The following is a 20582-nucleotide window of genomic DNA, read 5'->3' on the forward strand; positions in this document are numbered from 1 at the left end:
ACCCGCAGCTCCTGACGGGTGAAGGAGGCATTCACCCGACCGAGTGGCACATTCCATTCAAGCCTTCTGTGGCCGGGGATCGACGGTGTACCGTGCCGCCCCCGTTCCCGCCCGCCCCCTGCGTCACAGGACTATTCGCCTTTGTCCGCATATTCGTTGATGATGCGGAGGATGAACTCCCGTGTCCGGTCGACGCCCAGTGCCTGGGCGCGCAGGTGCTCGTACATCACGCTGTACTTCTGGACGTCGTTGGCCTTCTCCAGGTACAGGTCGCTCGTCACGCCCTCGATGTAGACGACCGTCGAGTCGGACGCGTCCGGGAACTCCAGGATCGCGTACTGGCCGTTCACGCCGGGGTGCGCGCCCAGCTCGAACGGCATCACCTGCACGGTGACGTGCGGCTGCTCCGACTGCTCTATCAAGTACTCCAGCTGCCGGATCATGAGTTGGGCGTCGCCCACGTGCCGGCGCAGCGCCGCCTCGTCGATGACCGCCCACAGGCGCAGCGGGCCGAGGTCGGGGTTGTTGTTCTCGGTCTCGGAGAGCCGCTTCTGGCGGTGCATCCGGACCTGGACGCGCTTGTCCACGTCGGCCGGGGCGGTCTCCGGCCACGCGCCGCGGACGAGGGCCTGGGCGTACTCCGTGGTCTGGAGCAGTCCCGGGATCACCAGGGGCTCGTAGGTGCGCAGGCTGGCGGCGTCCGTCTCCAGGCCGATGTAGACGCTGTACGGGATGTCGCCGAAGGCGTGCCACCAGCCCTGCTGGCGGGAGTCCTTCGCCATCTGCATGAGGGAGTCGATGAGCCGGCGGTCCTCGACCTCGTACACGTCGCAGAGGTCGCGGACGTCGCGCTGGCTGATCGAACGGCGGCCGTTCTCCAGCCGGCTGATCTTCGACTGGGAGACGAGGAGGCGCTCGGCGACCTGTTCGGCCGTCATGCCCTTGTCCTCGCGGAGCTTGCGCAGCTCCATTCCCAGTCGGCGGCGTCGGACGGTGGGATTGACATTGGACGCCACGTGAACGGCACCTCCGCCTTCTTCTGTAGTGCAGCTGTCTCTCTGCGTGGCTGATGTTCAGCAGACTGCCACCGAAGCGGGCGGCGCCGCTGGGGAACGGCGGGGAAAACACGCACGCGCGGGGTGACGGAGCCGACTGAACGGCTCCGTCACCCCGCGCGCTGGCGGTTCGGTGCGGTGGTGCGGTGGTGCGGCGGTGCTGTGTGCGGTGCTACGGCCGTGCGACGGTGCGGCGCTACGACGGTGCGGTGCTACGACGGCGCGGCGCCACGGCCGTGCGTCGTGCTGTGCGCGGCGTGCGGTGGAGCAGCGGTGCGATGGTGCGGTGGTGCGGTGGAGCAGCTGTGCGGTGGACCAGCGGTGCGGTGGCCGGCTGGATCAGTGCGCGGCCACGCGGGCCATCGCACCCGTACGGCGCGGCTGCAGCGGCAGGCCGCCCGCCGCGGGCCGGGCCTGCGGTGCCGGTGGCCGGTCCCGGCGTGGCTGTGCGGCCACACCGTTCTGGACGTCCATGACGGCGTGCGCCACGAGTCCGCCCATCGGGTCGTGCCTGATCAGGTCCCGCAGCCGGGACCTGGACGAACGCCCCTCGTTGCCGGGGTACAGGTGCTTGCCGAGACCGACCGCGTGGGCCAGCGCGGCGAGCGCCGCGGTCCGCGGGTCCGGCGGTACGCCGGTGCGGATCGCACTGTCGAGCCGGGCTCGGATCTCCCGGCTGATCTCCGTGTCCGTCGCCTGGTAGCGAGTCGTCGGCAAGACCCCGCACATCTGTCCCGCGACGGCATGGACCATGCCGCAGCGCTCCAGGTGGGCGAGGTAAATCTGACGGAGCCCCAGCCGGGGTCCGCCGATCCAGTGGACGGCCCGTACCGGGCTGCCGCGCCTGCGCAGCAGTTCCAGTGCGGAGTCCAGAGTCGGATCTCCTGTCGGCCGTGGCATCACCACGGCGATACGATCCCCATCAGGGGCTATCCGTCCTGCCAGAGCCAGCTCCACTAGCTGTGCCCCGGCCAGGCCGAGGTCGAGCGACTGCGGCTGCGCCGTGGTACCCGTGGCCGGGTCCAAGGCGAGCAGCAGAAGCTCCTCCGGAATTGTTCTGCGGCTCCTGCCCATCCATGCCTCCCCGCGTGGATGAGTGACAGGGTGACGCCTCTCACATTCATCTGTCGAGAGCGCGTGGTCGCTTTGTGGGGGAACCCGCAGCTATGTCGTTCTCGTCTGGCACGGGGGCGATGCCCCCGAGACGGGACACTGTTAGACATTCGGACAGCCGAACAATGGCGGCGATGAGGAGGAGCGGTGGCGGGCGAGTCCCCCGACAAGTCGGTAGATGAAGGAACGCCGGGGGCGGCGGAGTCGTCCGCGGAGCGCGACCCGAGGTTGTCGGTCTTCCGGCCGAGGGAATCCGAGGACGGCGCCGGGGTCGCCCGTAAGGGCGAAAGCGGAGCCGAGGCCGAGGCGGAGGCCGAGCGCGATTCCGGCGGTGGTGCGGAGTCCGGTGGCCGGGACGCGTTGCGCGAGGCGGTGGCGGCGTGGGTCGCCACCACGGAGTCCCCTTCCCCGGCCGATCCCGTGAACCCGGCCCCCGAGGAAGAGTCCGCGTCGTCGGACCCCGACGATGCCGCCGCCGCCGCCGCCGATGACGACGACGCCGCCGATGACGACGACGCCGCCGACGATGCGCGCCCCGCCGTGCCCCGCGCGAACGGTTCCGCTTCCGCCTCCGCTTCCGCCTCCGACGGAGCGGGTGATTCCGCTTCTGGCGCGCCGAAGCCGGCGGCCGCTGCGGTGAGCGGTTCGGGTGCTGCCTCCGGCGGGAAGGCCGGGGCTTCGGACGCCGACCGGCCGTCGGTCGAGGGTGACGCCGCTTCGGCGGGGTCCCGGGCGGATGCTTCCGCTTCCGGTGGTGCCCGTACGGGGTCGGGCGAGCGTGACGAGCGGTCGGGTGGATCCCGGGCGAGCGGTTCCGCTTCCGGCTCCGGCGAGGCGAAGCCCGCGGCCGCTGCGGTGAGCGGTTCGGGTGCTGCCTCCGGCGGGAAGGCCGGGGCCTCGGACGCCGACCGGCCGTCGGTCGAGGGTGACGCCGCTTCGGCGGGGTCCCGGGCGGATGCCTCCGCTTCCGCTTCCGGTGGTGCCCGTACGGGGTCGGGCGAGCGTGACGAGCGGTCGGGTGCGTCCCGGGCGAGCGGTTCCGCTTCCGGCGGGGTGGAGCCCGCGAAGGCGGACGGCGGGTCGGCTTCCGGCGAGCGCACCGCGGTGTTCCGTACGGTGAAGCCCGCCGAAGGCGGCAAGGGTGACCCGGCGGACGCGGACCGGAAGTCCGGGGACTCCGAGGCGGCGGACAGTGAGCGCACCGCGGTGTTCCGGGCGGTGAAGCCCGCCGAGGGTGGCGCGGCGAAGTCCCGTGGTGTGCGGCTGCCGAAGGGGGCGGCTCCCGCCGCGCCTTCCAAGCCCGCTGCGGACGAGCCCGCCGACAGCGAGCGCACCGCGGTGTTCCGGGTGCCGAAGGTGGACGCGGTGAAGCCCGACGACGGGCAGAAGTCGAAGCCCGCCGCCTCGAAGCCGACCCCCGCGCCCGCCGAGGACAGCGAGCGGACCGCCGTATTCCGTGCCCCGAAGCCCGACGCCCCGAAGCCCGACGCCCCGAAGCCCGACGCTCCGAAGCCCGACGCCCCGAAGCCCGACGCGCCCAAGCCCGACGCGCCCAAGGCCAGCACCTTCGTGCCGCTGCGCACCGAAGGCGGGGCGCCGCCCAAGGCGCCGGTTCCGCCCGCCCCGCCCGCACCGGGCTCCGCGGCGACCACCACCGAGCGGCTCGACCGCGGTGACCGCAGCGAGCGGACCACCCAGCAGCCGCTGCCGCCCAAGCCGCCGCTCGACATGCTGGCGGACCTCACGAACAACCCGCCCCCGCCGCCGAGCCCCCTGCGCACCGCCGTCCGCCGGATCAAGATCTACGCGCCGCTCGTCGTGCTCCTCGCGGTCATCCTGGCCGTCGTGCAGCTGGTCCGCCCGCTGCCCGAGCCGAAGCTCGTGATGACCGCGAAGTCCTCGTACACCTTCGAGGGCGCGGCCCCGCAGCTGCCCTGGCCCACCGAGGGCCAGGCGTACATGGCGGCCGCCGGCCTCGGCACGCTCGGCCAGTCCGGCGAGCAGAAGCCGGTGCCGATCGCGAGCGTCACCAAGTCGATGACGGCGTACATCATCCTGCGCGACCACCCCATCAAGAAGGGTGAGCAGGGCGCGATGATCGACATCGACAAGACGGCCGAGACCGAGGGCAAGAAGAACAACTCGACCGACAACGAGTCCACCCTCGACACGGTCAGGGAGGGCGACAAGATCTCCGAGTACGACGCGATCGCCGCCCTCATGATCCCGTCGGCCAACAACATCGCGCGGCTCCTCGCGCGCTGGGACTCCGGTTCCCAGGAGGCGTTCGTCAAGAAGATGAACGACACCGCCAAGGAACTCGGCATGACCAACACCACCTACACCGACCCCTCCGGTCTGGACGCGACCACGGTCAGCACCGCCGAGGACCAGGTGAAGCTGGGCCTGAAGCTCGTCGAGATGGAGACGCTGCTCGACATCACCAAGAAGCCGAACTGGGTCGACCCGTACGGCAAGAGCTGGCGCAACTGGAACGGTCTCACCGGACCCGCCGGCGCGCTCGGCATCAAGACCGGTACGACGACCAAGGCGGGTGGAAACCTCCTCTTCGCCGCGCAGAAGAAGGTCGGCAACACCAACCAGCTGATCGTCGGAGCCGTCCTCGGCCAGCACAAGCCGTCGATCATCGACACCGTGCTCGCCGCGAGCAAGCAGCTGATGACCGCCACCCAGAAGGCCCTCGACGGCGCGGTCGTCGTGAAGAAGGGCCAGGTCGTGGGCTATGTCGACGACGGGCTCGGCGGCCGGACGCCGGTCGTCGCCACTGCCGACGTGCAGGCGATCGGCTGGGCCTCGCTGACCGTGGACGTCAAGCTCGCGGACGGTGGTGGCAAGGTGCCGCAGACCGCCAAGGCCGGCACCGAGGTCGGCCTGCTGACGGTCGGCGAGGGCGCCAGCCAGGTGAAGGTTCCGGTGGCGCTGCAGAGCGACCTGACGTCGCCGGGCATCGGCAGCAAGCTGACCCGCATCGGCTGACCCCGGCCGACCGCATCGGCCGACCGCATGGGCTCACCTCGACCGTGAGCCGCAGCGGCCGACACGGCGGTCGGTACGAGCGCTGATCCGGCGCCCCGGGCAACCCCGGGGCGCCGGTGCGCGTCTAGCGAGTGTCCGCCGAGGTGCGGGTCCGGGCGCCCGGACCGGCGGCCGGGAGCGGGCTCGGGGAGACTTTGACGACGGTGTGGACCCGGGACGCAGATGCGTGCCGGTGCGGATCCATGTGTGGGGAGTGCGGCAGTGACCACCGCTGAGCAGCAGGGCCGGCGCCAGGGCGCCGTCCCGTCGGCCGACGGCGCCCCGGGCCCGGGCCCGGGCACCGACGCCCTGCCGCCGCGGCCCGAGCCGCACGAGGCACAGCAGCCGGGGGACCGGCTCGAAGCGCCCCAGCCGCCCGAGCAGCGCCGGCGGCGCACCCGCGCGCTCGACCCGCTCCGCCGGCACCCGGTGGCCGTCGCCACGCTCCTCGCCGCGGTCCTGCACGTCGTGTGGTTCTTCAGCTTCGCCAACAGCGGCGGCGACCTCGCCGCCCAGGACGCCTGGGCCGAGTTCGTGGGCCGGCATCCCGACTCGGCGTACAACCTCGCCTGGTACGGCGGCATGCACCCCGTCTCGTACAGCGTGGTCTCCCCGTACCTCATGCACATGCTCGGCGTACGGACCACGATGATGATCGCGGGCACCGTCTCGGCCGGGCTGCTCGCCCTGATCCTGACCCGCTGCCGCGGGGCCGTGCGGGAGCCCGTGTGGCCCGCCCTGGCCGGGGCGTACGGGCTGTTCTGCAACGCGCTCTCGGGCCGGGTCACCTTCGGGCTCGGCGCGATGTTCGCCCTCGGTGCGGTCGCGGCGGTCTTCTGCTGGCCCCGCAAGTGGGCGCACCGCCGCTGGGCCAAGGCCGCGGTGGCGGCCCCGCTCGCCGGGATCGCGACCGCCGCCAGCCCCGTCGCGGGCCTCTTCCTCGGGGTGATCGCGGCCGCGCTGTTCCTGAGCCGGCGGCGCCCGGGTGCGTACGCGCTGGGGCTGGCCCCGGTGGCCGTGGTCGGGCTGTCGGCCTGGCTCTTCCCGTTCTCCGGGACGCAGCCGATGAAGATCGGTTCGGCCGGGCTGCCGTTCGTGTTCGGACTGCTGATCTTCTTCCTCGTGCCGCGGCGCTGGAAGACGGTCCGCATCGCCGCCGCGGTCTACGCCCTCGGAGTGTTCCTGACCTGGGTGATCGACTCCCAGGTCGGTTCGAACGTCACCCGGATGGTGATGCTGTTCGGCGGCGCGGTGCTGCTCGCGGCACTCCCGTACGAGGTCCCGCGGTCGCGGCGCTGGTACGCGGTGCTGCTCGCGTTCGTCGGCCTGAACGCCTGGATCACCACCAACAGCATCACGGACATCGTCCGCACCACCCCGGTGGCCGCCTGGAACCGCGAGCTGGCCCCGCTCGTGGACCAGCTCCAGAAGGCGGGCGCCGACCGGGGCCGCGTCGAGGTGGTCCCCGTCAGCAGCCACCGCGAGTCCTCCGCCTTCCCGTCGTACGTGAACCTCGCGCGCGGCTGGAACCGGCAGGCCGACCTGGAGCGCAATCCGCTCTTCTACGACGACACGCTCACCGCCGCCGGCTACCGGGCCTGGCTGGAGCGCTGGGCCGTGCACTACGTGGTGCTGCCGGCCGACAAACCCGATTCGGGCGGTGAGGACGAGGCGAAGCTGGTGCGGGCGGGGCTGCCGTACCTCCAGCAGGTGTGGGGCGACGCGAACTGGCAGCTCTTCAAGGTCGACGCTCCGACGAACCTGGTGGCGGGGCCCGCGACCGTGGTGCGGGCGGGCGCCGACCAGCTCGTCGTCGACGTGAAGCAGGCCGGCCGCGTGCTGGTGCGGATCCCGCACTCGCCGTGGCTGGGCCTGGTCGACGGGGTGGGCAAGCCGGTGCCGCCGCCGCAGGAGACGGCGGATTCGAAGGCCCGGGGGGCCGTGCCGAAGGAGTTCGCGAACACCGCCGGGTGCCTGTTCAAGGCGCTGCCGGACGCCGAGGGCGACGTGTGGACGGAGCTGCTGGCTCCGGCGCCGGGGGAGTACCGGGTGGCGGCGAAGTACCAGCTGCCGCGGGGCACCCCCTGTCCGGAGGAGGTCGTCCGGGCGACGGTGGGACCGCCGGAGCGTCCTGCTCCGGCGACCGACTCGATTCCGTGATCCGGTGACCGGATTTCTTTACGTTCCGGTCCGGGTGCGTTGCTCCGTATATCTGCATACGATCCCAGTAGTCCGATTGGGTGCTTCCTGAGGGAGTTGACGACGGGATGAACAAAGAGCAGAAGCGGGACGTCCGGGCCGCCATTGCGAAGGCGCAGGAGGGTTCGCAGCCGCCGCGCTCCCCGGGTCACGGCTTCGACGGTCCTGTCCGGAGCAAGGTCAAGGGCGGACTGCACACGAAGGCCGCTCTCAAGCGGGCCGGTACCCCGCAGGGCGACCGCATCGGCGAACGCAGCAGCGGCCTGAGCTGATCCCGTTCCGTTTCCGGTTCCGGTTCGGGCGGGCGCCGGTACAGGGGTGCAGCGCCTGCCGACGGGCCCCGGCCCGATCCGGCTGGTTCTCGCGGGATCCGGCCGGATCCCGCCGGTCGCCCGCCCTCCCGCGCGCATTACCGTGACCTGACCATGAACGCATTGCAGCGCAGAGCGCGGCTGCGGCCGCGCCCGCGGCTGCCCGCCTGGACCTCGACCCTGACGTGGAAGGCCACGGTCTTCATCACCCTGATGTGCTGCGGGCTCGCGGCGCTGCTCGGATGTCTGGTGCACGGCGCCATGACCCGCCAGACCGTGGGCACGGCGCGGGAGAAGGCGCTGCTGAAGCTGGAACGGTCGGTCGAGGCGTACGAGGACGGCGCGCGCATGCCGCGCGGCGAGGGCATCGACCCCTCGGGCCTGCCCCCGGAGCTGCGGGCCCTCGCCGTCGAGGGGAAGCGCGGCACCGCCGTCGGCAGGCACCGCGGGCGCCCCGTGATGTGGGCGGCCGCGCCCGCCGAGCACGGCGGCGCGCTCGCCGTGTCCGTGGACTTCCGCGGGGCCGAGCGCACCATCGCCGATCTCGACCGGGCCATCCTCGGCTCCTCGGGCCTCGCCATCGGCGTCACCCTCCTCATCGGCGCGGTCGGCGTCACACGGATCACCCGGCGCCTGCACGTGACCGCGCAGGTGGCCCGCCGGATCAGTGCCGGCGACCTGGACGCCCGGGTCGGCGACCGGTCCCGCGCCAAGGACGAGGTGGCGGCGGTCTCCCGGGCCCTGGACACCATGGCCTCGTCCCTCCAGGGCAAGCTGGAGGCGGAACAGCGGTTCACCGCGGACGTCGCCCACGAGCTGCGCACCCCGCTCACCGGCCTGAACGCGGCCGCCGAGCTGCTGCCCCCGGGCCGCCCGGCCGAGCTCGTACGGGACCGGGTGCAGGCGATGCGCTCGCTCACCGAGGACCTGCTGGAGATCTCCCGGCTGGAGACGCGCAGCGAACGCGTGGAGCTGGACTCCTACGACCTGGCCGACCTGGCGGCCCGCACGATCCGCGCGTCCGGCACCGACACGGCCCTGACCGTGCTCGCCTCCCCGCGGGTGGAGACGGACCGGCGCCGCCTGGAGCGGATCCTGGGCAACCTCGTCGCCAACGCGCACAGCCACGGCGCGGCCCCGGTCACGGTGACCGTGGACGGCCCGGTCGTGACGGTGACGGACGCGGGGCCGGGCTATCCGGAGTACCTGATCACGACCGGCCCGCAGCGGTTCCGTACGGAGGGCACGAACAAGGGCCACGGGCTCGGCCTGACCATCGCCGTCGGGCAGGCCCGGGCCCTCGGCGCCACCCTCGCCTTCCGCAACCGCGCGGAGGGCGGCGCCGAGGCCCGCGTCGTGCTCCCGGCCCCCGCCTCCCCGCCCCGGCCCGACCCCCGCCCCGGCCGGGGGGACGACCGCCCGGAGCGCGCCGCCCGCTGAGTCCCGTACAACACGAAGAGGACCCCCGGCCGTTGAAACGGCGGAGGGTCCTCGACCGTGCCCTCGGCAGGATTCGAACCTGCGACACCGGCTTTAGGAGAGCCGTGCTCTATCCCCTGAGCTACGAAGGCGGGGGCTTGTCGGAAACCTTGCCGGAAACCCCAGAGGGATCGCGCGAACCGTCTCGACAAACATGCTGGTCAGATGACGTGCACACACCCGGGTCGAGATGCCCTCGCGGACACTTTCCCGGGCACACGCCTGGTAGCCGTCTGACCGCTGACAGCCTAGCGGATCGTGCTGGGAGTGGTCGCATGGATTGCCGTGGGAGTGGGCCTGAGGTGAACGCATCGTCGTGACCTGGGGTTTCTGAGCGTCTGGGGTGGTGGGTGGGGAGGCCGGGGGTGCTGCACGGGTGTGGGCAGGCCGCTGGAGCGTCCGTTCTGTTCCGCTTGCCATGGATGGGGCCTTTTTAACGGATCGACGGCCGCGCCCTGGGGTGGGCGCGGCCGTCGTGGGGTCGAGGGGTGTCAGGCGATGCGGAGGACCTGTTGGGCGTTGCTGCGGGCCTGGAGGTGGATCTGGTGGCTGGTGGCGTTCTGGGAGAGGGCGAAGCCGAGGACGAAGATCTTCTGGCGATCCACGCCGTAGGCGATCATGCGGCGGTTCCAAAGGCTCTGGTCGAACTGGCTGTGTACGGACTCGGAGTCGGCGCGGTAGGGGTAGAGGAGCTGGTGGGTGAGGCTGGCCTCGGGGATCTGCTGAAGGTATTCGGCTCGGTGGAAGCCGCGTTCGCTGTCGCTCTTGATGCGCTTGCCGGTGTCGACGCAGCGCAGGGTCCGGTCGGCAGGGGTGGTGGTGATGCCGACGGGGACGCGGTAGTCGTGGTCGCCGTGGCGGCAGGGGATCTTGAGGACGTGGTACCAGCGGCTCTTGGCGGCTCCGGCACGGTGCTCGAGCTTGGTGATTGGGAGGGGTTCGAGGATGCGGGTGCCATCGTCGATGCGGATGCTCTCGGCGATGCGGCCTTGGTCGCACCAGAGCTCGTGGCCGCTTCGGCAGGGGCTGATGCGTTCGTAGAAGACGGGGGCGACGGATCCGTGCTGCTTGTTGATGGCCAATAGGCCGGTCCGGGCGAGGGCGTCGCGGTGGACACCGCGGAAGGCTCCGTCGTAGACGACGCCCATGCAGTGGGGCAGTGCGTCCTTCAGCATGCGGAACTGGCGTACGGCGATGGCTGCTTCGTCTTCGTACTCGCCGCCGGCGACGTGGGCGAAGCTGAGGATGACACGGGTCCAGTAGCCGGTGTCGCGTCCGGAGGCGAAGAACCACTTGGTGCCGCGTACCCGCCGCTTCTCCTTCTCTCCGTTCTCGTAGTAGATGCGGGCGGCCGGGTCAACGCGGTGGTTTCGGATCAGGCCGGTGTCCTCGTCCGCGATCTCCATGGCGCGCGCTTTGGAGGGTGCCTTGGGGACGGTGGCGTCGCCGACGAGGAGCTGTCGGCGTTCGGGGCGGCTCCATACCTTGGGCGTGTCCGAGGGGAACAGCCCTTGGCTCAGGGCTTGCTGGGCGGCATACCTGCGGAACGCTTCCTCGAGTGCGTCAGCGGCCGGTACGAGGAGGTTGTTCAGGGCGTCCTGGTACTGCCCGCGGGAAGGTGCGGTGAGGGGCAGGGCTGCCGCTGCCCTGCGGCCCAGGTGGCGGCGGATGCTCGCCCGTACGCTGCGCCAGTCCTGGGGAGAGGCGAGGAGTCCTGTGGTGGAACGCTTGGACTTCGTCACCGGGGTGAGGGCGGCCATGATCAGGTAGACGATGCCCGGGTACTCGCGGGGGCAGCCGACGACGTTCGGCGGGGGCAGGAGTTCCGCCATCTCGTAGAGGAGCGGGTAGTCGAGGCAGTCGCGGACGCGCTCCGCGATGCTGCGCTGGTCCTGGTCGGTGAGCTGGCGTTTGCGGTTCGGGCGTTCGGGGTGGGGCTTGGGGGTTCCGAAAACGTCGTCAGGCACGGGCCGGGCCCCCGTCGGTGTAGGCGGGGTCGGTCTGCCAGTCGTAGCCGACGATGGAGGCGGCCCTGTCCAGGGATCGGAGCCCGAGCCTTCGGGCGGATTCCTCGATGCGGCCGGTCACTTCGAAGGTCTCGACGGCGGCACGGGTGGTGACGGAAGCCGGGGTGACGTCGGGTTCCCCGTCAAGGCCGATCCTGCGCAGCAGATCGCGGAGCGCGACACACGTGCGCGATTGCAGGGCCGGATCGGGTGCCGGGGTACAGGACACCGCGAGGCGCGCGGTGGTCTTGTCCGGGTGCTGAGCGAGGACGTGGCGGGCTCGATCGGCCAGTACGTGGCGGCTCCAGGCGTCCAGCCGGCACCAGCGGGGGTCGTATTTGCGCGCTCCGTGCATCCAGACGCGGCTGTGCGGCAGGTCGAGGTCGGCCACGACGCTGTGCCCGATCTCGCCGCTGTGCCCGCCGGCCAGGGCGAGGGCGGCCGCGGCTGCGTGCCGGGTCGGCCGGGCCGCGTATGCGGCGTGGTGGCGCAGCAGTACGGCCTCGTCTTCGGTGAGAGGGCGGGAACCTTCGTAGGTGCGGGCGGGCAGGACGATGTTGCGTGTCGGATCCTGGTCGCTCAGGCCGAGCTCGTGCAGGGTGCGGAAGGCGGTTCGCAAGACGCTTCGGCGGACTCGGCGGGTAGCCACCGCCGAGTCCGAGACGTGGCCGTGGCGGCTCCGGCCCTTCGCGTTCACGAAGTCCTCGGCGATGCCATCGGTGACGTCCGAGATGAGCAGTACGCCTCGCGCAGTGGCGTTCCGTCCGAACCTCTTGATGAGGAGACCGAACTTGTCGAAGGTCTGCTCGGACATCTCGTCGAGGGCGGTCATCTCCCGCCATGCGTCGATGACGAGGTCGATGGCATGGATGAGAGACAGGTCGCTTCCCATGATGACGGTCCTCCGGAGGGTCGGGGAGAGCAGTTCGACCCCTCCCCCGACCCTCTGACTGGGAAGATTCGAATGATTCATTGTGTTCCGTACTTGCACCATTACGGTGGGCATGTGTGATCTCCGCTGCAATCCGGCGTGGGCGAATGGATGAGGACGCGCCGAAGAGACCCCGGGCAGGACGGCCCGGGGCGTCACTCGGTGCGGCGGGGCGAGCCGGCCTGGCTAGGCGCGGGCCGCCGGTCCTCGGAGCGAGCTCACGAGGGTCCCGTAAGCCCGCATGGCCGCTACGAAGGTGTCGTCGGGTAGCGCCATGGTCTCTTCGACGGAGCTGAGGAACAGGCCTGATGCCGGAGCGGCTGGGGGCGGGGGTGTGGGGATGGAGCCCGGGAGGCGGACCAGTCCGTCCTTGGCGACGTGGACGATCAGGGCGTAGTCGAGCCAGTCCACCAGATAGAGCCCGCGTTCGGGCGCCGCTGCGGGCAGCCCTTGGCCGAGCTCTTCGGCGAGCGTGGTCCTCTGCCGCGGCCCTTGTCGCAGGAGGCGCTTGGCGGCCTTGGTGAACCAGGCGGACTGCCAGTGGTCATGCAGGAAGAGGCGAGCGCGGGCGGAGTCCTCCGCCCGGAGCCGCGTCAGCTGAAAGCCGGCATCGGTGACCGAAAGGGCTCCGTGGTGCGTCTCCAGCAGGCCGGCTTGACGAAGAAAGCCCTGCGAGGAGGAGATGTTGGAGGCGCTGAGCCCCACCTTGGCGGCGATCTCTGAGACCGGGATGGCCAGGCGGTCGTCGCCGCCCAGTTCGGCGACGGCGTCGACCACCTTCAGCTGTCGCAGGGTGGCCATTCCGCCGGTGGGCATGATGTTGCGGACTTTGTCTGCGGCACTCATCGAACACCCCCGTGGGGGTACTGGAGCGCCTGACCGCTGCTGGCCTGTAGGGGCCAGTGGTGCATGAATGCGTCGGATGGCATGGCGTGGGCCCTCATTTATGATCAAGTGCTGACTGCACAAAATTCCCGAGGGCCGGGTGGGCCGCTACTGCATGGCCTAGCCTGGAGGCGGCGCGTGGGCCCTCAGCTGACGTGTCACGGCGTCGCCAGGGTCTTGACCACCCAGGCGGCGCCTTTTTCTGTTGGAAGATGGCGATATCTACGTGCGCGGCTCCTTGCTGACCAGTCGGTAGAGTCCGCGGCCGACAATGAGGACCTTCCCCTTGGCCCGCATGTGGCTGGCGCAGTTGGTGATCTGCCGAGGTGTCGCGTCCGGACGCTCCAGCTGGGCATGGGCGACGATCTTGGAGGTCGGTGTATCCAGGCCGTCCGCGAGCGCTTCGAGGACCAGCTCTGTGAGGGACTTCTGCTCCGTGTCGACGCCGGAGGCCGGCCGCCCCGCCGCCTGATGTGGCACACCGGAGTCACGGGCGTCGGAGCCGGAGTTCTGCGGCTCCGCGGGATTCGGGCGATCACCTGGATTCGTCGGTGGATGTGAGGGCTGCTTCGCCCCCAAGAACTCCTCGGCCTGGCGAACCGTGTCGCTCACGGCCGACAGTCGTACGTCTGCCGCTAGGAGGGATCGCTCCGCCTCTTCAAAGCGACGTTGGAGGTCGGCCATCTCTTGTCGCACCTCGGCCAACACGCCAGTCGCGATGACCCATTTGGCGTGTTCCCCGGCCTGGATCTCGCGAAGGTGTTCAACGAGAGGGTGCGCGGACCCCGCTCCTGTTGTGGTCATGCTCCGCTCCCCTCGGATGATCCACCCACAAGCTAGCGAGCCTTCGCCCGCTCCGCAGGCAAATGCATAGATGCGAGCGTGCAGATTCTCTGGGGTTGGGTGCGACTCCGCCGTAAGTAAGTCGTGTTGGAGGCCATGTCTCTTATGACTTGCATGATGTCTCCGGTCTCGGTGCATCTGAGAACGCTTGCCGGAGTGGCGCATCGGGCGCGCGTAGTAGCCGAGTGGCGCGTGAGGGACCGGGTGGTGTCGTCGCCCGCCACCACGGAGCGCTGCCGAAACCCTGGAATGTGCCGCACGGACGGCTCGTGGACCCTTACGCTGTTCCGTACTTGCACCATGCAAGAGGTCTCCGTTGCGGGATCCGAGACAAGGGAAGGGTCGGCCCCATGGGTACGTGGGATGATCTCGGCATGCCCCGGAGCAGCAACGACAAGCAGCCGCGCGACTACGTCGTGGACGGCGCTTGGCCCAATGCGGCTCTCGCTCCTGATGCTCCGGTCAGTGCCTACTACGGCCAGTCCCTCTCCCGGAACCTCGCGCGGGCCATGTCCTCCACCGGGCATACGCTGCGCAGCCTCGCGGCAGCGACCGGCCTGACCCATTCGACGATCAGCAGGGTGCTCAACGGCAGGGTCATGCCGGACTCGGGCACGCTCGCCCGCTTGGAAGCGTCCTTCGGTTTCCAGATCTGGCCCGGGCCGGCGGCGCTGCCGCCCGCGCCGCCCGAGTCCTGAGATCGCCGACTACCCACCCGTTCGGTCCGCCCGGAGTGCGTCGCGCTCCCGACGGGCCATTCTTTTTCTTGTGGGTATGTATGCACCAGAGGTGCGGCGGCGTGTGGTGTATCTCGTGTGCTTCGACGACCTTCACCGGATGGGCCTTGTCCAGTACTCGCCGGGGCTCATGAGCCTCCCCATGGGCGCGTGTGCCCCGGGTGAGTCGTACAGAGCGGCTGCATGCAGACTCGCTGCCGGCTTGGCTTTCCGGTTCGGCGGCACGGTGGCCCGGCTGGATGGCGTGTCGCCCGGTGACGGCGCACATCGGAAGGCACGTCTGTTCACGATGCACGTCGAAGGCGGCCCCAGGCCATCACAGTTGTGGCTTCCGTGGCGCCAGGCGCTCGGGGAAGTGGCGCACCTCGGAATCCCGGAGTTCGAGCCGTTCCTGGAGGGCTACCTCGAAGGCTGGATCCCGGACGGATGGATCACGCTCACCTCGGATCGGCGGAACTGACCGGGTGGGGCTTCCTCGCCGCTGATGCCACGGCGAGCATCGTCGTGAGCAACGAAGTGGCGACGAGGACTGCGAAGAGCGGGGAGTACCCGCCGAACTGCGTGGCGAAGGCGGCTCCGGCCCAGGGAGCGAGGGCTGCGGCGATGTGGGTGGGTGCGCCGAGAAGCCCTGAGAGGCGGCCGTAGTGCGTGGTGCCCCAGCGGCCGGTGACCGCGGTGGCCTGTAGGAGCGTGAGGTTGCCGCGGACGTCTCCGGCGAGGATCGCGAGGGCGATCAGGAGCGGCATGGGGCCTGGGGTGAAGGCCAGTGATGCCGTGGTCGCACCGCCGGGGGCGATCAGGGTGGCGGTGCGGGCGGTGACCGAGGTGCGGGTCGCGAGGGCCGAGTAGAGGGTGCGGCCGAGGGTCTGGCCTGCCCCGCCGAGCCCCAGAGCCCAGGCGGCTTGCGTGGCTGTGGCTCCTCGTTCGGTGAGGAGCGGGATGAGGCCCATCACGACGGCGTACATGGCGAAGCCCGAGAGGGCGAATGCCACGGCCAGCAGGATGAAGGGGCGGCTGCGGGGTATGGGTGTGGTGCCGTCAGCGGTGGGAGCTTGCGGTGGGGCGGCCGGCCAGGGGGCGCGCAGGGCCAGGGCGTGGGCGGGGATCGTGACGGCGGCGAGGATCGCCGCGAGGACGGCGTACGTGGCGCGCCAGCTCAGGTGCTCCGCGATGACTGCCGTGAGCGGTGCGAAGACGGTGGAGGCGAGGGTGACGATGGTCAGGGCGCGGATGCGGTCCGGGCCCCACCAGCGGGTGAGGGCGGCGAAGGCGGGCGGGTAGAAGGTGGCGGCCATGGTCAAGTCGGCGAGCACGCAACCCAGTGTGAAGACGGCCAGGTTGGGGGCGGTCGCTATCACGAGGAGTGCGAGGGTGCCGAGGACGGAGCCCGCGGTCATCACCGCGCGCGGCCCTCGGTGGCTCAGGCCATCACGGCGATCCAGAGCCACACCGCCTACGCGCCCTCCTCCATCTCCCAGAAGGCAGCCCTCGGCGCCCTGACCGCCGACCTCACCACCGAGCTGGAACGCCGGCGACTGGAACTGGACGACCGCCACCTGATCACCATCAAGGCGCTCGCGGACATCCCGGGCATCGACGTCGACGGCGACCCGACCGGCGCGTTCTTCCTCCTCGCCGACATCTCGGGCACCTACGGCCGCACCCTGGCGGGCCAGACCATCACCTCGGCCGAGGTCTTCGCGGAACTCCTCCTCGCGGAGGCCAACGTCGCGGTCGTCCCCAGGTGCCGACTTCGCGGCCCCCAACCACGTCCGCATCTCCTACACCGTCCCGCCGGAGCGCCTGGCGGAGGCACTGACCCGTGTGGCTGACTTCGTGGCGCGACTTGGGAGGGATGTCGCGTAGGCCCCGAGTCAGGGCCAGGGAGTCTCCTCGACCTCGCCGGCCATGCCGCGGATTCTCGACAGGTTCTGATGCGGTCCGCGATAGCCCAGCGACTCGAGGACCAGCAGGGACAGGTAGTGCCGACTGAGTGCCCACGCCTCCGTGACGAGACCGGGTATCCGGTAGAGCTCCCTCTGGTCCTCCTCCGGGTGGACCATGTAGTTGCGGATCTTCGTCACCACGGAGGGCCCGTCCCAGACCCGTCCGGTCCGTCGGCGCATCTCGTCGGCGAAGGCGGCCATCGCGGGCAGATGGTTGCGGTCGATGGAGACTGCGACGTTGATTTCCCCGAGAACCTTCCGCAGCTTCGCGTGGGCAGGCCACAGGCGGGTGTTCTTGTACTCCGCGCGGGTGAGAACACCACGGACGAACAGACGCTGCCACATGGCGTGCTCCAGTCCGGCAGCGGCGATCATCACGCGCTGCTCCACGAATCCCTGGTCACGGATGGCCGTGATCGCGTAGCTGATCTGCAGCTTCAGCGGCTCCGCGAGCACGGGATCGGCCATCGCCGGGACGAGCCCGTCAAGGAACCTGCCGAGGGCTTCGATGTCCCACGAGTCCCACCAGCCGGAAGAGTGCCTGCGCGCAGGATCGCAGTGCAGGGCACCCCAGGACTCCCAGACGGCCTGCCCGTCAGCTCCGAGGCCGACAGGGAGGAGCGGAGCGGTCCAGCGACCGAGCGAAAACGACATGCCGAGGTGGAGGGCTGTGAGAAGGTGCGCCGCCTCACTGGCGGTGAATCGCCGTCCGTCCGCACGGCTGATCTCCATCACGTGCGTCATCCCATAGAGCCGGGTCTTGAGGAGTCCTTCCCAGACAGCGCGGTGGTCAGCGCGCACGTCCAGCACGATCTTCCAGCCGTCGACCTCGTGGGACCAGCGGCCCCCGGACCAGTACCGATCCGCACCCTCGATCCGATCGGTCAGGTGATGCTGCCCGGTGAACCGGGGGAGGTTGAACCAGTGGACCGCGATCCGGGCCAGAGGGGCCTTGCTGTCTCCCAGGACGGCTGCGTTGATCCAACCCTCGTCGAAACCGCGGACCCAGGCTTCCACCTCTGCCTCACCGTAGGCCCGCGGAAGCCGCAGGACGGCTGTGTCCTGGGTGTGCGGATGCGAGTTCGGCTCGGGGGTGACGCTCCAGTCGAGGCTGAGCACCGGCGAACACGCAAGGGTCACCTCGCCCGGCACTTCCGTGTCCCGCACTCCGCCGATCTGTCCCTGGTGCAGACCGATCGGCTCACCGATGTTGTTGAAGGGGTGGAACGGCTTCATGGGCGATAGTGCGGCGTCCCAGGGCGAATCGGACATGGCTCTCTCCTGCCTTCGGGGTCTACGGCCACCCCCGGAGCGTGACCTGGGGGCCGCCGTGCAGGAAGGCTAGTAGGGCACTGCCCGACGTGTGGACGAATTCGCCGGGCAGGTCATCGACGTGGACCCAGCGGATCTGGGAGTGCTTGTGGGGCTCGCGGTTCTCGGGCTCGCCGGTCCACTCGTGAGTGGCGAAGACGACCGTGAGGTAACCGTTGGGAGCCTCGACGCCCCAGGCGCCGTGGATGACGTGAACGACCTCCAGCGAGTCGGCCTCGACCGTGACGCCGGTCTCCTCATGGAGCTCGCGGACTGCGCTTTCGGTGATGGGTTCACCCGGCTCGCTCTTGCCGCCAGGCAGATCCCACAAGCCCCTCCCGAACTTGGCGTTCTCGCCGCGCTGGAGGAGTACGACGCGATTGGCGGCCCGGTCGTGGACGATGACCGCCGCGACCAGCAGCGTCATCGAGTCGAACGCCGCCTTGAGGGCCGGGGAGTGGCCGTTGGTCTGCTGAGTCACGGGGTTCCTTCGTCGGGCCGGCGACACGGCGGGCCGCGGCCGAATCTGTGGTCCTGCCTGCATCCGCGGCATCTGGTGAGTGGCAACTGACCTACAGGTCAAGGGGCGTGTCGTGAATCTTATAAAACTGACGCCTCATTTGCGGTAGCCTCCTTATAACTCCCCATCCATTCACCGGAGGCTCCATGGCTGTGCCCCTCGTTGCGCCCGTTCCCGATGGCGTCCATGTCCAGTTGGCGTCGCTCGGAACGAAGTTGGAGTATCTGCACCCGGCTCTGTATGCCGGCGAGGCGGCGCGGCGAACGGCCACCCCCAACCACCCCGCGAACACTGGCGGGACGCGTGCCTACCAGGAGCACGTGCGGATGCTGCGGGAAGCGCACATCCGCCACGAGGGGTGGAAACGACTTCTCCACGACCACCTCGAACTCGTCTGCAACCCGGGGAAGACGCTCGCCATCGGCACGATGGTCGGCGACGCGGCCACCGGTAACGCGAGCCTCCACCCCACCAACCTCCACAAGAGGGGCGCCGCCACGGAGCGCGCCGCCGAGTACAACGTGCAGCTCGGGCTCTTCCCGCCGCCCGTCGATCCGAACGAAGCCCTCCTCGACGAAGCCGAGGCCCTGAAGCTCAAGACCTGGTTCCTGGTCTCGTACCGAGTGAAGGCCGAGGGCGGAGTGCGGATCCACAGCGAGTTGTCACTGCCCGGCCAGGTCGATCGCGGGTTCGTGGTCAAGTGGGAGCAGCGGATTCCGCTACCGGTCATCGAGATGGACGAAATCGAACTACCGGACGAAGATGGACCCGACGAGATCGACATCCCCGTCGAGTTTCGCTGAGACCCATCATGTGGGGTGGCCGCGATACTGGCCGCCCCACCCGCACCATCCGGATCCCGAGGCAGTCTCACCATGGTGACCCCGTCCCGCATCACGCTGGCCCGAAAGCGCCGAGGCCTGACGCTCGCCGAGCTTTCCCAACTTGCGGGGGTCTCGCTTCAGAGCCTGTCCAACTATGAGACCGGCCGGACGGCACCCCGACGTACCACCGTGGAGCGACTCGCAGGCGCGCTCGGCTTCCCGGGAGACTTCTTCACAGGTCCGGAGATCGACGAGCTGCCCGCCGAGGGCATCTCGTGGCGTGCTCGAAGCAAGACCCCGGCCCGCACTCTCGACGCCGCGCGCGCGGCCGGAACGCTGGCCGCGCTCCTCTACGACTGGATCGAGGAACGCTTCCGTCTGCCGATCGCCGACCTCCCCTCTCTCGGCAAGCCCGACCCTGAGACCGCGGCCGAGATGGTCCGCACGACGTGGGGGCTGGGGAACGCCCCGGCACCGAACATGGTGCACCTACTGGAGGCGCACGGCGTCCGAGTCTTCTCGCTCGCGCCCGACTACGCGGAGGTCGACGCCTTCGCCGTCTGGCGCGGGAGAACCCCGTTCGTCTTCCTGAACACGAGGAAGTCCGCCGAGCGCAGCCGCTTCGACGCCGCCCACGAACTCGGGCACCTCGTCATGCACGGCACCGACCGCGAGTGCGCCGGCCCCGAGGCCGAGCGGCAGGCGAACGACTTCGCCAGCGCCTTCCTCATGCCCGCTTCGAGCGTGCTGGGCCACATGCCGACCGGGGCACACGTCGATCAGATCCTCAAGGGCAAGGCTATCTGGAACGTGTCCGCGATGGCCCTGACCTACCGCATGCACGACCTCGGACTACTCACCGACTGGCAGTACCGTTCCGCCTGCACCGAGCTGAGCCAGCGGGGGTACCGCAAGGCGGAGCCCGACGGGATGAAGAAGCGAGAGACGTCCCAGGTGCTCACCAAGGTGTTCCAGGGTCTGCGCTCCACGGGGATGAAACCGGCGGCGGTGGCCGCCGAGCTCGGCCTCACACCGGACGAGATGAACAAGATGCTCTTCGGTCTGACCATGACGATGGTCGACGGCGGCGGCCAGCGAGCCGCATCGGAGCCTCGGCGCGCGCTGTCCCTGGTGCCTTGACCGAGTTGTCAGCGACAGGTGCACTCCGATCGTCCCCCGCATTGCTCGGACCCAAGCCACAGGCAGTGACGACCTTCCCTCGCTGTACGGGACTGGGCTGCCTGGGAGATCCCGACGTGTGCTGAGCTGCGGTGATGGACTCCAATCCCCGTCCATGGGGCGGGACAAGCTGCAACTGCTGCTCCACCGCTGACGGGCCCGCTGCCTCGGAAGGTTCCGGAGACAGCGGGCTCGGGTATTCATCTA

Annotated in this window: 18 protein-coding genes and 1 tRNA gene; 9 read left to right on the plus strand and 10 right to left on the minus strand. The window is 70.1% G+C overall.

Annotated elements, in window-relative coordinates:
- Positions 1–131: 131 nt before the first annotated feature.
- Together AC2RP6_RS23005 and AC2RP6_RS23010 are read right to left on the minus strand one after the other, a co-directional pair.
- The gene (locus tag AC2RP6_RS23005) at positions 132–1016 is read right to left on the minus strand and encodes a helix-turn-helix domain-containing protein (RefSeq protein ID WP_030649081.1); all 885 of its coding nucleotides are present in this window, start codon (positions 1014–1016) and stop codon (positions 132–134) included.
- 378 nt (positions 1017–1394) lie between these two features.
- Positions 1395–2129, minus strand: coding sequence for a GOLPH3/VPS74 family protein (locus tag AC2RP6_RS23010; RefSeq protein WP_486447900.1), 735 nt, complete (start codon positions 2127–2129; stop codon positions 1395–1397).
- A 186-nt stretch (positions 2130–2315) separates the two neighbouring features.
- On the opposite strand from AC2RP6_RS23010, the gene AC2RP6_RS23015 reads away from it, so the two are divergent.
- From AC2RP6_RS23015 to AC2RP6_RS23030, 4 genes are all read left to right on the plus strand, one after another.
- Positions 2316–5165, plus strand: coding sequence for a D-alanyl-D-alanine carboxypeptidase family protein (locus AC2RP6_RS23015; protein WP_486447901.1), 2850 nt, complete (start codon positions 2316–2318; stop codon positions 5163–5165).
- A 261-nt stretch (positions 5166–5426) separates the two neighbouring features.
- Positions 5427–7364, plus strand: coding sequence for an MFS transporter (locus AC2RP6_RS23020; RefSeq protein WP_486447902.1), 1938 nt, complete (start codon positions 5427–5429; stop codon positions 7362–7364).
- Between the two features lie 107 nt (positions 7365–7471).
- Complete coding sequence (locus AC2RP6_RS23025; RefSeq protein WP_486447903.1) at positions 7472–7675, plus strand: hypothetical protein; 204 nt, start codon at positions 7472–7474, stop codon at positions 7673–7675.
- Between the two features lie 153 nt (positions 7676–7828).
- Complete coding sequence (locus AC2RP6_RS23030; protein WP_486447904.1) at positions 7829–9154, plus strand: ATP-binding protein; 1326 nt, start codon at positions 7829–7831, stop codon at positions 9152–9154.
- A gap of 58 nt (positions 9155–9212) precedes the next feature.
- Here AC2RP6_RS23030 and AC2RP6_RS23035 read toward each other — a convergent pair.
- The 5 genes from AC2RP6_RS23035 to AC2RP6_RS23055 all read right to left on the minus strand — a co-directional run bounded on the left by AC2RP6_RS23035 (position 9213) and on the right by AC2RP6_RS23055 (position 13819).
- Positions 9213–9285, minus strand: a tRNA-Arg gene (locus tag AC2RP6_RS23035).
- Positions 9286–9684: 399 nt separating this feature from the next.
- Positions 9685–11160, minus strand: coding sequence for a hypothetical protein (locus AC2RP6_RS23040; RefSeq protein ID WP_486447905.1), 1476 nt, complete (start codon positions 11158–11160; stop codon positions 9685–9687).
- The gene (locus AC2RP6_RS23045) at positions 11153–12091 is read right to left on the minus strand and encodes a hypothetical protein (protein ID WP_052031094.1); all 939 of its coding nucleotides are present in this window, start codon (positions 12089–12091) and stop codon (positions 11153–11155) included. Before AC2RP6_RS23045 ends, AC2RP6_RS23040 begins: the two co-directional genes overlap by 8 nt.
- A 225-nt stretch (positions 12092–12316) precedes the next feature.
- On the minus strand, positions 12317–12976 hold the full coding sequence (locus tag AC2RP6_RS23050; protein ID WP_486447906.1) for a hypothetical protein: 660 nt from the start codon (positions 12974–12976) through the stop codon (positions 12317–12319).
- Between the two features lie 261 nt (positions 12977–13237).
- Complete coding sequence (locus AC2RP6_RS23055; RefSeq protein WP_486447907.1) at positions 13238–13819, minus strand: hypothetical protein; 582 nt, start codon at positions 13817–13819, stop codon at positions 13238–13240.
- Between the two features lie 413 nt (positions 13820–14232).
- Here AC2RP6_RS23055 and AC2RP6_RS23060 point away from each other — a divergent pair, with 413 nt between their 5' ends.
- Positions 14233–14556, plus strand: a complete 324-nt coding sequence (locus tag AC2RP6_RS23060; RefSeq protein WP_063890625.1) for a helix-turn-helix domain-containing protein — start codon at positions 14233–14235, stop codon at positions 14554–14556.
- Between the two features lie 103 nt (positions 14557–14659).
- Positions 14660–15055, plus strand: coding sequence for an NUDIX hydrolase (locus AC2RP6_RS23065; protein ID WP_486447908.1), 396 nt, complete (start codon positions 14660–14662; stop codon positions 15053–15055).
- Here AC2RP6_RS23065 and AC2RP6_RS23070 read toward each other — a convergent pair.
- Positions 15033–16073, minus strand: a complete 1041-nt coding sequence (locus AC2RP6_RS23070; protein ID WP_486450416.1) for an MFS transporter — start codon at positions 16071–16073, stop codon at positions 15033–15035. The two genes, AC2RP6_RS23065 and AC2RP6_RS23070, sit on opposite strands and share 23 nt — an antisense overlap.
- On the opposite strand from AC2RP6_RS23070, the gene AC2RP6_RS23075 reads away from it, so the two are divergent.
- Positions 16011–16427 (plus strand): hypothetical protein, encoded by a 417-nt coding sequence (locus AC2RP6_RS23075; protein WP_486450590.1) that lies wholly within the window; start codon positions 16011–16013, stop codon positions 16425–16427. The genes AC2RP6_RS23070 and AC2RP6_RS23075 overlap by 63 nt on opposite strands.
- Before the next feature lie 42 nt (positions 16428–16469).
- On the opposite strand, the gene AC2RP6_RS23080 is transcribed toward AC2RP6_RS23075, so the two are convergent.
- Together AC2RP6_RS23080 and AC2RP6_RS23085 are read right to left on the minus strand one after the other, a co-directional pair.
- Positions 16470–17813 (minus strand): YopA family protein, encoded by a 1344-nt coding sequence (locus AC2RP6_RS23080; protein ID WP_486447909.1) that lies wholly within the window; start codon positions 17811–17813, stop codon positions 16470–16472.
- A gap of 22 nt (positions 17814–17835) precedes the next feature.
- Positions 17836–18333, minus strand: coding sequence for an NUDIX domain-containing protein (locus AC2RP6_RS23085; protein ID WP_486447910.1), 498 nt, complete (start codon positions 18331–18333; stop codon positions 17836–17838).
- 185 nt (positions 18334–18518) lie between these two features.
- On the opposite strand from AC2RP6_RS23085, the gene AC2RP6_RS23090 reads away from it, so the two are divergent.
- Both AC2RP6_RS23090 and AC2RP6_RS23095 read left to right on the plus strand, forming a co-directional pair.
- Positions 18519–19175, plus strand: coding sequence for a hypothetical protein (locus AC2RP6_RS23090; protein ID WP_486447911.1), 657 nt, complete (start codon positions 18519–18521; stop codon positions 19173–19175).
- Between the two features lie 72 nt (positions 19176–19247).
- Complete coding sequence (locus tag AC2RP6_RS23095; RefSeq protein ID WP_486447912.1) at positions 19248–20336, plus strand: helix-turn-helix domain-containing protein; 1089 nt, start codon at positions 19248–19250, stop codon at positions 20334–20336.
- The last annotated feature ends 246 nt before the right edge of the window (positions 20337–20582 follow it).

It is taken from the genome of Streptomyces sp. WAC03905 (genome assembly GCF_057371075.1).